General features: G+C 73.4%; 14 protein-coding genes and 1 riboswitch. Of the genes, 7 read left to right on the plus strand and 7 right to left on the minus strand.

Annotated elements, in window-relative coordinates; all coding sequences use genetic code 11:
* Nucleotides 1-86: 86 nt before the first annotated feature.
* The 3 genes from OHB09_RS08365 to OHB09_RS08375 form a co-directional block, all read right to left on the minus strand.
* Nucleotides 87-452 carry an Rv2175c family DNA-binding protein gene (locus OHB09_RS08365; protein ID WP_006143604.1) on the minus strand — a complete coding sequence of 122 codons (366 nt, stop codon included), beginning with the start codon at nt 450-452 and terminating at the stop codon, nt 87-89.
* 160 nt (nt 453-612) lie between these two features.
* Nucleotides 613-1776, minus strand: a complete 1164-nt coding sequence (locus tag OHB09_RS08370; RefSeq protein WP_206315336.1) for an NAD(P)/FAD-dependent oxidoreductase — start codon at nt 1774-1776, stop codon at nt 613-615.
* Between the two features lie 143 nt (nt 1777-1919).
* Nucleotides 1920-2261: a hypothetical protein gene (locus tag OHB09_RS08375; RefSeq protein WP_191852878.1), complete on the minus strand. Its 342-nt coding sequence runs from the start codon at nt 2259-2261 to the stop codon at nt 1920-1922.
* A 52-nt stretch (nt 2262-2313) separates the two neighbouring features.
* Nucleotides 2314-2424, plus strand: a riboswitch (TPP riboswitch).
* Here OHB09_RS08375 and thiO point away from each other — a divergent pair.
* The 6 genes from thiO to OHB09_RS08405 all read left to right on the plus strand — a co-directional run bounded on the left by thiO (nt 2422) and on the right by OHB09_RS08405 (nt 7938).
* Nucleotides 2422-3615, plus strand: coding sequence for a glycine oxidase ThiO (gene thiO, locus OHB09_RS08380; RefSeq protein WP_191890249.1), 1194 nt, complete (start codon nt 2422-2424; stop codon nt 3613-3615). It overlaps the preceding riboswitch by 3 nt.
* On the plus strand, nt 3612-3827 hold the full coding sequence (gene thiS / locus OHB09_RS08385; protein WP_006143608.1) for a sulfur carrier protein ThiS: 216 nt from the start codon (nt 3612-3614) through the stop codon (nt 3825-3827). Before thiO ends, thiS begins: the two co-directional genes overlap by 4 nt.
* A gap of 2 nt (nt 3828-3829) precedes the next feature.
* Nucleotides 3830-4624 carry a thiazole synthase gene (locus tag OHB09_RS08390; RefSeq protein WP_191852879.1) on the plus strand — a complete coding sequence of 265 codons (795 nt, stop codon included), beginning with the start codon at nt 3830-3832 and terminating at the stop codon, nt 4622-4624.
* Nucleotides 4625-4711: 87 nt separating this feature from the next.
* Entirely contained in the window at nt 4712-6694 is a 1983-nt protein-coding gene (gene pknB / locus OHB09_RS08395) for a Stk1 family PASTA domain-containing Ser/Thr kinase (RefSeq protein WP_328921789.1), read from the plus strand.
* A 91-nt stretch (nt 6695-6785) separates the two neighbouring features.
* A complete protein-coding gene (locus OHB09_RS08400; RefSeq protein WP_006143611.1) occupies nt 6786-7658 on the plus strand; it encodes a deoxyribonuclease IV in 873 nt (290 codons plus the stop codon).
* Nucleotides 7659-7728: 70 nt separating this feature from the next.
* Entirely contained in the window at nt 7729-7938 is a 210-nt protein-coding gene (locus tag OHB09_RS08405; protein WP_328921790.1) for a hypothetical protein, read from the plus strand.
* Nucleotides 7939-7975: 37 nt separating this feature from the next.
* On the opposite strand, the gene OHB09_RS08410 is transcribed toward OHB09_RS08405, so the two are convergent.
* Nucleotides 7976-8611, minus strand: coding sequence for a sulfite oxidase-like oxidoreductase (locus tag OHB09_RS08410; protein ID WP_006143612.1), 636 nt, complete (start codon nt 8609-8611; stop codon nt 7976-7978).
* Between the two features lie 182 nt (nt 8612-8793).
* Here OHB09_RS08410 and bfr point away from each other — a divergent pair, with 182 nt between their 5' ends.
* Nucleotides 8794-9297 carry a bacterioferritin gene (bfr, locus tag OHB09_RS08415; protein ID WP_006143613.1) on the plus strand — a complete coding sequence of 168 codons (504 nt, stop codon included), beginning with the start codon at nt 8794-8796 and terminating at the stop codon, nt 9295-9297.
* 42 nt (nt 9298-9339) lie between these two features.
* On the opposite strand, the gene OHB09_RS08420 is transcribed toward bfr, so the two are convergent.
* The 3 genes from OHB09_RS08420 to OHB09_RS08430 all read right to left on the minus strand — a co-directional run bounded on the left by OHB09_RS08420 (nt 9340) and on the right by OHB09_RS08430 (nt 12613).
* Nucleotides 9340-9609 (minus strand): (2Fe-2S)-binding protein, encoded by a 270-nt coding sequence (locus tag OHB09_RS08420; RefSeq protein ID WP_006143614.1) that lies wholly within the window; start codon nt 9607-9609, stop codon nt 9340-9342.
* A gap of 201 nt (nt 9610-9810) precedes the next feature.
* Entirely contained in the window at nt 9811-11166 is a 1356-nt protein-coding gene (locus OHB09_RS08425; protein WP_191852883.1) for a class II 3-deoxy-7-phosphoheptulonate synthase, read from the minus strand.
* Nucleotides 11167-11374: 208 nt separating this feature from the next.
* The gene (locus tag OHB09_RS08430) at nt 11375-12613 is read right to left on the minus strand and encodes a glycoside hydrolase domain-containing protein (RefSeq protein ID WP_328921791.1); all 1239 of its coding nucleotides are present in this window, start codon (nt 12611-12613) and stop codon (nt 11375-11377) included.
* Nucleotides 12614-12631: the final 18 nt, after the last annotated feature.

Consider the following 12631-nt stretch of genomic DNA (forward strand, 5'->3'; position numbering starts at 1 on the left):
GCCGCCCTTCGCAAGGCGGCGCGGTCGGCGGCGTACGGGCCGCCCCGCGAAGGGCGGCCCGTACGCCGGAGGTTACGTCCCCGGGGTCAGACGGCGAGCGCCTGGGCCCGGCGCTTCACCTCCGTGCCGCGGTTCTCGGCGAGTGCCTGCGCGGGGGTGCCGGGCAGGCTCGGGTCCGCCGTGAAGAGCCACTCCAGCATTTCCTCGTCCCTGTAGCCGTCGTCCCGCAGGAGCGTCAGGGTGCCGGACAGGCCCTTGACGACCTTGTCCCCGTCGATGAAGGCGGCGGGGACGTGCAGTGCGCGGTTCTCACCCCGGCGTACGGCGATGAGCTGGCCCTCCTTGACCAGCTGGCGCACGCGGGTCACCTCCACGCCGAGCCGTTCGGCGATGTCGGGGAGGGTGAGCCAGGCAGGGACGAGAGCATCGATCTTTGCGTCAATCTCGGTCACGGGACCAAGCGTGCCATTGCCGACCGACAGTCGGAAGTGGGACCGGCCAGTCGTGGGACGCGCCGCAGGTCGGCCGGGGGGCGGGTCCCCCGGTGGGCGCGGGTGGCCGGGGCGGCCGGGGGTCGGCCGCGTGGCGGTGCGGAGGGCTCGGAATCGCCCCTCACGCCACCGCCTTCTTCAGAGGGCGCGCCGGGTCGGGCAGGAGCGCGGGGTCCATGCGCGCGCCCGCCTCGATCAGCCGGCGGCCCTGCGCGAGGTCCCGGGGGCGGCCGACCGCGAGCAGCGCCACCAGCCGCCCGTCCTGGAGCCAGCAGACCGACCAGGCCGCCTGCGCCGGGTCCCCCCGCCACACCAGTGTGTCGGCCTCCGCGTGGTGCCCCGCGTACTGCACGAACCGCCCGAACTGCTCCGACCAGAAGTACGGCACCGGGTCGTAGGGATCGGCCTCCTCCCCCGCGATGTGCGCGGCCACCGTGCGCGGCCCCTGCAGCGCGTTGTCCCAGTGGTGCACGAGCAGCCGTTCCCCGTAGCGCGCCGAGGGGAAGGATGCGCAGTCGCCGACCGCGTACACATCGGGCGCGGAGGAGCGCAGGCGGTCGTCGGCGAGCACCTCGCCGTGGGCGCCGAGCGCGATCCCGGACCCGGCGAGCCAGCCGGTGGCGGGCCGGGCGCCGATGCCGACGACGACCGCCCCGGCCGGCAGCCGCGCCCCGTCCTCGAGGACGACCGCCCCGGGCTCGACGCGGGCCACGCGGGCGTGGGTGCGCAGGACGGCGCCGCTCTCGGCGTACCAGTCGGCCATCGGCACGGCGACCTCGGCCGGGAGCGTCCCGGCGAGCGGGCGTCCCGCGGCCTCCACGACGGTCACCGCACACCCGGCCTCGCGGGCGGCCGTGGCGAACTCGGCGCCGATCCAGCCGGCCCCGACGACCACGAGATCCTGCCCCTCGGCGAGGACCGGGCGCAGCCGTTCGGCGTCGTCCAGGGTGCGCAGCAGGTGCACCCCGGGCACGCCCTCGGTGCCCGGCAGCGTGACCGGTTCGGCGCCGGTGGCGAGGACGAGGACGTCGTAGGGCTCGGGTCCCTCGGCGGTGTCGAGCAGGTGCTCGCCGGGGCGCACCCCGAGGACCTCGCGGCCGAGCCGGAGTCCGATGCCGAGCGCCTCGAAGTCGATGTCGAAGGCGGAGCCCTCGGCCTTGCCGAGCAGGACGGCCTTGGACAACGGGGGCCGGTCGTAGGGCTGGTGGGGTTCCGCGCCGATCAGCGTGACGGGTCCGGTGAACCCCTGTTCGCGCAGGGCGACCGCCGTCTGTACGCCCGCCATGCCCGCGCCCACGATCACGACCCGCCGCCCGGCCGGTTCCCTCGCCTGCTCGCCCACTCGCCCACCTCGGTGTCGACCACGGATGCCCGTCTGGGATGCCCGTCTCGGATGTCCTGCCCGGTCCCCGGGACCTGACGCCCGGCTCAGCCGGGGAGCTGTTCCACGACGCTCGTCCCGCTGCCCTCGCGCGATTCCCACCGCCACGTCTCCTCCAGCCGCACGCGCCCGTCGGGCAGGAGGAGGACGCGGGAGACGCAGTGTCCCGAGGAGGTGGTGCCGTCGGTCCTGAGCTGCACGTAACGGAAGTCGAGCAGGTCGCCCGCGCGGGTGCCCACGAGGTGGCCGCGGACCACGTCGCCGCCCGCGTACTCGGCCCAGATCTCACCGTCCTTCTCGTGGTACGAGAAGCGGGTGCGGGTGCCCACCTGACCCGGTGCCTGGTCGGCGACCGGGGCGAGGACGAGTCCGTCCAGCGAGGGCGTCATGGCGCGGGGCTCCCTGTGGGGGTCGGGGCACGAAGGGCTAGGGTGGCCACCGTAAAGCACCCGCGGGAGCCCGGGCGTACCGGGCTGAGAGGGAGGCTGCGGCCTCCGACCGTACGAACCTGATCCGGGTCATGCCGGCGAAGGGAGGAGCTGGACGCCCATGTCGCGTGCATCGCAGAGATCTTCGGGCGGGAGCGGGGGGAGCCCCGACGTCCTGGTCGTCGGCGGCGGGCTCATCGGACTGGTCACCGCCTGGCGGGCCGCCGGGCGCGGACTGTCCGTCACCGTGGTGGATCCCGAACCCGGCGGCGGGGCCGCCCGGGTGGCGGCCGGGATGCTGGCCGCCGTCACCGAACTGCACCACGGCGAACAGACCCTGCTCGCGCTCAACCTGGAGTCCGCCCGCCGCTATCCGGACTTCGCCGCCGAGCTGACCGAGGCCACCGGCCACGACCTCGGCTACCGCCGGTGCGGCACGCTCGCCGTCGCGCTCGACACCGACGACCGGGCCCACCTGCGCGAACTGCACGCCCTGCAGCAGCGTTCGGGGCTGTCCTCGCAGTGGCTCAGCGGGCGGGAGTGCCGCCGCCTGGAACCGCTGCTCGCGCCGGGCGTGCGCGGCGGGCTGCGGGTGGACGGCGACCACCAGATCGACCCGCGCCGGCTCGCCGCGGCCCTCCTCGTGGCCTGCGAGCGGGCCGGGGTGGTCTTCCACCGGGCGTGGGCCGAGCGGCTCACCCTGGCCGGGGACCGGGCCACGGGCGTGCTCACCGGCGGGGGCACCGCCCTCACCGCCGGGCAGGTCGTGCTGGCCGCGGGCAGCGCCTCGGGGCGGCTCGCGGGGGTGCCCGAGGACGTCCTGCCGCCCGTGCGGCCGGTGAAGGGGCAGGTGGTGCGGCTGACCGTGCCACGGCGGTACGCGCCCTTCCTGAGCCGCACGGTGCGGGCCGTGGTCCGCGGCAGCCACGTCTACCTGGTGCCGCGCGAGAACGGCGAGCTGGTCCTCGGCGCGACCAGCGAGGAGCTGGGCTGGGACACCACGGTGACCGCGGGCGGGGTGTACGAACTGCTGCGCGACGCCCACGAACTGGTGCCCGGCATCACCGAGCTGCCGCTCACCGAGACCCTCGCCGGGCTGCGGCCCGGCTCCCCCGACAACGCCCCGCTGCTCGGCCCCACCGGCCTGCCTGGACTGCTGCTCGCCACCGGCCACTACCGCAACGGCGTCCTGCTCACCCCGGTCACCGGCGACGCCATGGCGAACGTGCTGACCACCGGGGAGCTGCCGCCCGAGGCCCTCCCCTTCCGTCCACGGCGCTTCGGCGCCCACGCACTCTCGGAGCAGCCGGCATGAACGGGACGACCGTGTCCGTGTCCGTCAACGGCGAGTCGCGCGAGGTGGCCGCCGGGACCTTCCTCGACGCCCTCGTACGCACCCTGACCACCGCCCCCTCCGGGGTGGCCGCCGCCCTCAACGAGACCGTCGTCCCGCGTGCGCAGTGGCCGTCCACGCCGCTGTCCGAGGGCGACCGCGTCGAGGTCCTCACCGCCGTCCAAGGAGGCTGACCATGGCCGACGATCCCTTCGTCCTCGGCGGCACGACGCTGTCGTCCCGTCTGATCATGGGCACCGGCGGGGCGCCCAGCCTCGACGTCATGGAGCGCGCCCTGGCGGCCTCGGGCACCGAGCTGACGACGGTGGCGATGCGGCGCGTGGACCCCTCCGTACGGGGTTCGGTGCTGTCGGTCCTGGACCGGCTCGGCATCCGGGTGCTGCCGAACACGGCGGGCTGCTTCACCGCCGGGGAGGCCGTGCTCACCGCCCGGCTCGCCCGGGAGGCGCTGGGCACCGACCTGGTGAAGCTGGAGGTCGTCGCGGACGAGCGCACCCTCCTGCCGGACCCGGTCGAGCTGCTCGACGCGGCGGAGATCCTCGTCGACGAGGGGTTCACCGTGCTGCCCTACACCAACGACGACCCGGTGCTCGCCAGGAAGCTGGAGGACGTGGGCTGCGCGGCGATCATGCCGCTCGGCTCCCCGATCGGTTCCGGGCTCGGGATCCGCAATCCGCACAATTTCCGGCTCATCGTGGAGCGGGCCGGGGTGCCCGTCATCCTCGACGCGGGGGCCGGGACGGCGTCCGACGTCGCGCTGGCGATGGAGCTGGGGTGCGCGGGCGTGATGCTGGCCTCGGCCGTCACCCGGGCCCAGGAGCCGGTGCTGATGGCCGAGGCGATGCGCCGTGCCGTGGAGGCGGGGCGGCTGGCCGCGCGGGCGGGGCGCATCCCCCGCCGGTTCTTCGCCGAGGCCTCCTCCCCCGCCGAGGGGCTCGCGGTGCTCGACCCGGAGCGGCCCGCGTTCTGACCGTGCACGTCACAGCTCCGCTGCAGTCCCGTTCCGGGTTCCCCCGGCCCGGGGGGACTGTCGGTGCGGGCTCGTAGACTGCGGCCCGTGGATACGACCCTTCAGGACCCGCTCGTCGGACAGGTGCTCGACGGCCGCTATCGCGTGGACGCGCGGATCGCCGCCGGCGGGATGGCCACGGTCTACCGGGCCCTGGACACCCGTCTGGACCGGGTGCTCGCGCTCAAGGTGATGCACCCCGCGCTCGCCGCCGACGGGTCCTTCGTGGAGCGGTTCATCCGCGAGGCGAAGTCCGTGGCCCGCCTGGCCCACCCGAACGTGGTGCAGGTCTTCGACCAGGGCACCGACGAGTCGTACGTGTACCTGGCGATGGAGTACATCGCCGGCTGCACGCTGCGGGACGTGCTGCGCGAGCGCGGGGCACTGCAGCCGCGGGCCGCGCTGGACATCCTGGAGCCGGTGCTGGCCGCGCTCGGCGCCGCGCACCGCGCCGGGTTCGTGCACCGGGACATGAAACCGGAGAACGTCCTCATAGGGGACGACGGCCGGGTCAAGGTGGCCGACTTCGGTCTGGTCAGGGCCGTGGACACGGTCACGAACACCACCGGCGCCGTCCTCGGCACGGTCTCCTACCTCGCCCCCGAGCAGATCGAGCACGGCACGGCCGACCCCCGGGTCGACGTGTACGCCTGCGGGGTGCTGCTGCACGAGATGCTCACCGGCGCCAAGCCGCACCGCGGGGAGACCCCCGCCCAGGTGCTGTACCGGCACCTCCACGAGGACGTTCCGCCGCCCTCGGCCGCCGTCCCCGGACTGGCCCGCGAACTGGACGAGCTGGTCCTCTCGGCCACCGCCCGCAATCCCGGGCTGCGCCCGGCCGACGCGGCCGCGCTGCTCGGCGAGACGCTGCGGGCGCGCTCCGCACTGGACGAGGCGCAGCTCGACGCGGTGCCGCCGGGCGCGCTCGGCGCGACCCGGGACGGGCACGACAACGCCGAGGACCGTACGAGCGTCATCCCGCGCGCGCTGACCGCGGTGCGGCCCCTGCCGGTGAACGAGCCCGAGGACGCCGCCGGCCCCGGCGGCGGCTTCGGCGGTGGCTTCGGCGGCGGGGAGAACCGCACCAGCCGGCTGGAGAGCCCCCCGATCCCGCCCGGTCCGGCCCGCGGCGGGGACCGGCGTTCGCGCCGAGGGCTGTTCGCGGTCGTGGCCGCCCTGCTGGTGGTACTGGGCGTCGGCACGGGCGTCTGGTACATCAACTCCGGCCAGTTCACCAAGGTGCCGCCGGTGCTGTCCAAGACGGAGGCCCAGGCCAGGGACCAGCTCGACGACGCCGGGCTCGACGTGGGCGCGGTCCGCCACGCGTACAGCGACACGGTCGCCAAGGGCAGGGTCATCAGCAGTGATCCCGCCCCGGCGGAGCGGATCCGCAGCAACGACTCGGTCTCGCTGACCGTGTCCAACGGCCCGGAGACGGTGAAGGTGCCGGACCTGAAGGGGCGCACCCTGGCGGACGCGCGGGCGCGCCTGAAGAAGGCGGGCCTCGCCGCGGGCATGGTGACGCGTGACTTCGACGAGGACGTGCCCAAGGGGCAGGTCGTCACCACGGACCCCGCGGCCGGGACCGAGCGGCACGGGGGCTCCGCGATCGCGCTCACCGTCAGCCGGGGACGTCCGGTGGAGGTGCCGGACGTGACCGGCTCGTCGCTCCAGGACGCGCGGGACGAGCTGGAGGACGCCGGGCTGAAGGTGAAGGTCGCCGAGCGGCGCGTGGCCTCCGAGTTCGACGAGGGGCAGGTGGCCGCGGTGTCCCCCGGCGAGGGCGAGCGGCTCGCCGAGGGCGACACGGTGACCGTGACGGTGTCCAGGGGCCGCAAGCAGGTGAAGGTGCCGGACGTCGTCGGGGAGAAGGCCGGGGACGCGCGGAAGACGCTGGAGGCGGCGGGCTTCGAGGTGGACGAGGACCGCGGCTTCCTGGACCTGTTCGGCGGCGACAAGGTCAAGAGCCAGTCGGTGAAGGGCGGCGACAGGGCGCCCTTCGGTTCGAAGATCACCCTGAAGATCGGCTGACCGGCGGGGTTCCGCCCGCGCCGCCCACCGCCCCCGCCCCCGCCGCCTCCCCGTGGCCGGGGCGGGGCGGACCGCGTGCGACCCTTGGGGCGTGGCCGTATCTCCTCCCTCCCGCAATCCCGTCGGCGCGCACGTCCCCGTCGCCGGCGGTCTGCACACCGTCGGACTCGCCTACGCCCGCGACCTCGACGCGGAGGTGGTGCAGGTGTTCGTCGCCAACCCCCGCGGCTGGGCCACGCCCCCCGGCAGCCCTCGCGAGGACGCGGCCTTCCGCGAGGCGTGCGAGGAGCGGAACATCCGGGCGTACGTCCACGCCCCCTACCTGATCAACTTCGGCTCCCACACCGAGGCCACCGTGGAACGGTCGGTGGAGTCGCTGCGGCACTCCCTGCGCCGCGCCCGCGCCATCGGCGCCCTCGGTGTCGTCGTGCACACCGGCAGCGCCACCGGTGGCCGCGACCGCGCCGTCGCCCTGAAGCAGGTACGCGCGCACCTGCTGCCGCTCCTGGACGAGCTGGAACACGACGACGATCCGTGGCTGCTGCTGGAGTCGACCGCCGGACAGGGCTCCTCGCTCTGCTCCCGCACCTGGGACTTCGTCCCCTACTTCGAGGCCCTGGACGCCCATCCCCGTCTGGGCGTCTGCCTCGACACCTGCCACGTGTTCGCCGCCGGACACGACCTGACCGGCCCCAACGGCGCCCACCAGACGCTGGACCTGCTCGTGGAGGCCGTCGGCCCGGGCCGGCTGAAGCTCATCCACGCCAACGACTCCAAGGACGTCGTCGGGGCCCACAAGGACCGGCACGCCGGCATCGGGGCCGGGCACATCGGCGAGGACCCGTTCCGTGCGCTGATGACGCACCCCGCCACCGAGGGCGTCCCGCTGGTCATCGAGACGCCCGGCGGCAAGGAGGGCCACGCGGCGGACGTCGCCCTGCTCAAGAAGCTCCGCGACGCCTGAGCTGCCCCGGTGCCCGGGGGGCGCGCCGAGAGGAACATCCCGGTCACCGTCCGGCGGCCACCGCCGACCCGTGCTCCCCGCCCACCGGCTGCGGCTGCTGCCCGGCGGTGCCGAAGCCGGTGTGACCGCGGATCACCGCGATGACGTCGACGAGCGCACGGTTCTCGACGACCGGGACCGCTTCACCGAGCACCCCGGCCAGGAGACGCTCAGCGCCCTCGCCACCGTGCCCGTGCTCGGCCACGGGGAACCGGCCGGGTCGATCCGCCCGGCCTTCTGACCCTCGTTCCGGCCGCCCCTGCACCCCGGGGGCGAACTCAGAGCTCCGGGCCCTCCCCCGGCTCCTCCTGGTAGGAGTAGCGCTGCTCCTTCCAGGGGTCGCCGACGTTGTGGTAGCCGCGCTCCTCCCAGAAGCCGCGGCGGTCGGCGGTCATGTACTCCACTCCGCGCACCCACTTGGGGCCCTTCCACGCGTACAGGTGCGGCACGATGAGCCGCAGCGGGAAGCCGTGCTCCGCGGTGAGCAGTTCACCGTCCTTGTGCGTGGCGAAGAGCGCGCGCTCGGAGACGAAGTCGGACAGCCGCATGTTCGAGCTGAAGCCGTACTCCGCCCACACCATCACATGGGTGACCCCGGGCGCCGGCGGGGCGCTCTCCAGGACCGTGCGCGCCGGGATCCCGCCCCACTCGGCACCGAGCATGCTGAACTTCGTGACGCAGTGCAGATCGGCGACGACCGTGGAGTACGGCAGGGCCGTGAACTCCTCGTGGCTCCAGCAGTGCTTGTCCCCGTCGGCGGTGGCACCGAAGACGCGGAAGTCCCAGCGTTCGGGGCGGAACCGGGGAACCGGGCCGTAATGGGTCACCGGCCAACCGCGCTGGAGCCGCTGCCCCGGCGGGAGCGGGGGCTGCTGTGCCGCTTCTCCCGTGTTCCTTTCCACCGGCTGACCCATGCCTCCATCCTGACAGACCGGGCACAGTGCCCATGACCGGGAGCACCAATCAGGACATAGACACATGAAACTCAGGTAAACCTGCCTGAAGTCACTAAGTGCGTACTTACTGGATGATCTACGCGATCGGTGCAATCATGCGGCGCAACCTGCCCGCACCACCTCCCGGAAGGAGCCCGCCGATGCAGGGCGATCCCGAGGTCATCGAATTCCTCAACGAGCAGCTGACGGCCGAGCTCACCGCGATCAACCAGTACTTCCTGCACGCCAAGCTCCAGGACCACAAGGGATGGACGAGGCTCGCGCGGTACACGCGCTCGGAGTCCTTCGACGAGATGCGGCACGCGGAGCTGCTCACCGACCGCATCCTGCTCCTGGACGGCCTGCCCAACTACCAGCGGCTGTTCCACGTCCGGGTCGGGCAGAGCGTGACCGAGATGTTCGAGGCCGACAAGCAGATCGAGATCGAGGCGATCGACCGGCTGCGCCGCGGCATCGAGCTGATGCGCGCCAAGGGGGACGTCACCTCGGCCAACGTGTTCGAGGCGATCCTCGCGGACGAGGAGCACCACATCGACTACCTGGACACCCAGCTCGACCTGATCGAGAAGCTCGGCGAATCGCTCTACCTGTCGACGGTCATCGAGCAGACCCAGCCGGACGCTTCCAGCCCCGGCCCGCACTGAATCCGGTGGTGAGGGCGGCGTCCCGGCGGTCCCCCGCCGCGCTCAGGCGGCGTCCGGCAGCCGTGCGGGCGCCTCGTCCGCGACCGGCCCGCGCTCGGGCCCGGATGCGCCGAAGGCGGGGCGGCCCTGGTCCAGGAGCTCGCGGCGAGGGCAGCCGCCCCGGCCCAGCAGCGCCTGGATACGCCGTACGCAACCTCCGCAGTCCGTTCCCGCCTTGCACTGCGAGGCGATCTGGCGCGGGGTGCATGCCCCGCTCTCCGCGTGCTGCTTGATCTGCTCTTCGGTCACGCCGAAACAGCTGCAGACGTACACGCGGTCACCTCCCGGCGGGGTCAGGGGTCGTGCCGTACCGAGTACCGGGAGGCCCGTCGTTCGGTGAGGCAAACCTAACCTTAACCACGACGCCGGGAGACACGAAAGCGGAAGGGGCGCGGATCTCGTGTGATCCGCGCCCCACCACTGCCGAAGACGTTCACCGGCCCATGAGCGGAATGCCCCTGAGCGGAATGACGCTCACTGGTCCCGGTACATCTCCGCCACCAGGAACGCCAGGTCCAGCGACTGGCTGCGGTTCAGCCGGGGGTCGCAGGCCGTCTCGTAACGCTGGTGCAGGTCGTCGACGAAGATCTCGTCGCCGCCGCCCACGCACTCGGTGACGTCGTCGCCGGTCAGCTCCACGTGGATGCCGCCCGGGTGGGTGCCGAGGGCCTTGTGGACCTCGAAGAAGCCCTTGACCTCGTCGAGCACGTCGTCGAAGCGGCGGGTCTTGTGACCGGAGGCCGCCTCGTAGGTGTTGCCGTGCATCGGGTCGGTGATCCAGGCGACGGTCGCGCCGGAGGCGGTGACCTTCTCCACCAGCTCGGGCAGCTTGTCGCGGACCTTGTCGGCGCCCATGCGGACGATGAACGTGAGCCGGCCGGGCTCGCGGTCGGGGTCGAGCCGCTCGATGTACTGCAGCGCCTCCTCGGCCGTCGTGGACGGGCCGAGCTTGACGCCGATCGGGTTGCGGATCCTCGAGGCGAACTCGATGTGCGCGTGGTCGAGCTGCCGGGTGCGCTCGCCGACCCACACCATGTGCGCCGAGACGTCGTAGAGCCGGCCCGTGCGCGAGTCGACGCGGGTGAGCGCCGACTCGTAGTCGAGCAGCAGCGCCTCGTGCGAGGAGTAGAACTCGACGGTCTTGAACTCCTCCGGGTCCGTGCCGCAGGCCCGCATGAAGTTCAGCGCGCTGTCGATCTCCCGGGCGAGCTGCTCGTAGCGCTGGCCGGAGGGCGAGGAGCGGACGAAGTCCTGGTTCCAGGCGTGCACCTGGCGCAGGTCGGCGTAGCCGCCGGTGGTGAAGGCGCGCACCAGGTTCAGCGTGGAGGCGGAGGCGTGGTACATCCGCTTCAGCCGCTCGGGGTCGGGCACGCGGGCGGCCTCGGTGAACTCGAAGCCGTTGACGGAGTCGCCGCGGTAGGTCGGCAGGGTGACGCCGTCGCGGGTCTCGGTGGGCTTGGAGCGCGGCTTGGAGTACTGGCCGGCGATCCGGCCGACCTTCACGACCGGCACGGAGGCCGCGTACGTGAGGACGGCGCCCATCTGCAGGAGGGTCTTGAGCTTGGCGCTGATGTGGTCGGCGGACACTGCGTCGAAGGATTCCGCGCAGTCGCCGCCTTGCAGGAGGAAGGCCTCGCCCTTGGCGACGGCGGCCATCCGGGCGCGCAGCTGGTCGCACTCCCCCGCGAAGACCAGCGGGGGATACGACTCGAGGTCCGCGATCACTGCGCGCAGAGCCTCGGTGTCGGGGTACTCGGGCTGCTGCGCCGCGGGCAGGTCTCGCCAAGTCGCCTGAGCGGCGACGCTTCGGGAATCAGCGTTCACGGTCACCCGTCAAACAGTACGTGGTCGACCGGGCCGACCATGTCCGCGCTCAGTCCGTGAGACGGTTCTGCCCGGCTGACAGGAGCCGGGCAGAACCTGGGCCCCCGCGACGGCGGGGAGCGGACTGCGCCGATCTGGAGCAGCGTTTTGAGCTTCGGACCACCCCCGCGTCGGCGGGGAGCACGCCCCGTGCAACGACTGGGAACGACGGTTGTTACGGCGCCCCGTCGAACGGCCCGACGTCGAGCTGGTTGCGGTCGATGTTGATGGTGACGCCGCCGTGGGTCTCGGTGCGGTTGCCGGCGTACTGGTGGACGCGCTGGTGCGCGGCCCACAGGTGGGCGGGCAGGGCCGCGTCGGTGGTGTTGGCCTGGTCGTTCCAGTGGGCGAAGTGCAGCACGTCGGGCAGGGTCGTGGAGCTCGCGTGCGCGACCAGGTCGGTGACGAGGGAGGCCGTGCTGCCGTAGGCGCCGGAGCGGTAGCCGAGGGTGTGCAGCCGTTCGGTCCAGGCCTTGAGGTAGGTGAGGACCTGGGTGGTGACGGCGGTGGAGCGGGGGTATGCCTCGATGTCGTTGTAGAGGACCGTGCCCTTGCCCAGGCCGAGCGCGGCGGCCTGGCGGACCGCGTCGTCGGCGGCGGCGGTGCCCTGCGCGGTGGGGCTGGTCAGGGCGGTGCAGGCGCTGCCGCAGCTCCCTGAGGCCGGCTGGGGGCCGACGTAGAACGGCAGGAACCGCCAGCCGTTGGCGTACTGGTTGCGCACCCACTGGGCGGTGAGCCGGGCCTGCGAGCAGCCGCGGTTGACGCCGCCGATGTAGATGCCGACGGCGTTGTAGGACGAGTCGTCCATCCAGGCGTCCATCGAGGACTGGCTGGGCGCGGTGCAGGCGTCGAAGCCCCGGCCCCGGTAGGAGGTGGCGTCGGCGGGCAGCGGGGCGGGGGCCGCGGCGGAGGCTTCCGCGCGGGCGGCGCCCGCGGAGAGCCCGGCGCCGTCGAGGATGCGCCGGATCGCCGCGCGGTCCTGCCCGTAGGCGGCGGTCACCTCGATCCGCTCGTCGGTGGCGCGGTAGGTGCGGGAGGTGGAGTTCTCGGTGAGGGAGCGCTCGGAGCTCTCCACGGGCTGGAGGAGCAGCGCCTCGGTGCGGCCGAGGACGCGGGCCGGGCAGTCCTGGTGCTCGCCGGGGGTGCCGAGGTAGACGGCGTGCCGGTCGAAGCGGACGCAGGCGGTCGGGTCCTGCTCCAGGTCCACGACCTGCCAGTCGGCCGGGACGGTGAAGGTGTGGCCGCGGTAGCTGATGCGGGTGCTGCCGTCCTCGGCCCCGGCGGGGACGGCCGTGGCGCCGAGCGCGGCGACGGTCGCGGTCAGCGCGGCGAGCGTGCGGACGGTGCGGCGGGCCGCGCTGCGGGTCCGGGGGAAGGGCGAGCGCGGCGAGGGGGGTTCGGGAATGGTGCGCACGAGGACGGACCTCTCCGG

Source organism: Streptomyces griseoaurantiacus, from assembly GCF_036189845.1.
GTDB lineage: Bacteria > Actinomycetota > Actinomycetes > Streptomycetales > Streptomycetaceae > Streptomyces > Streptomyces griseoaurantiacus.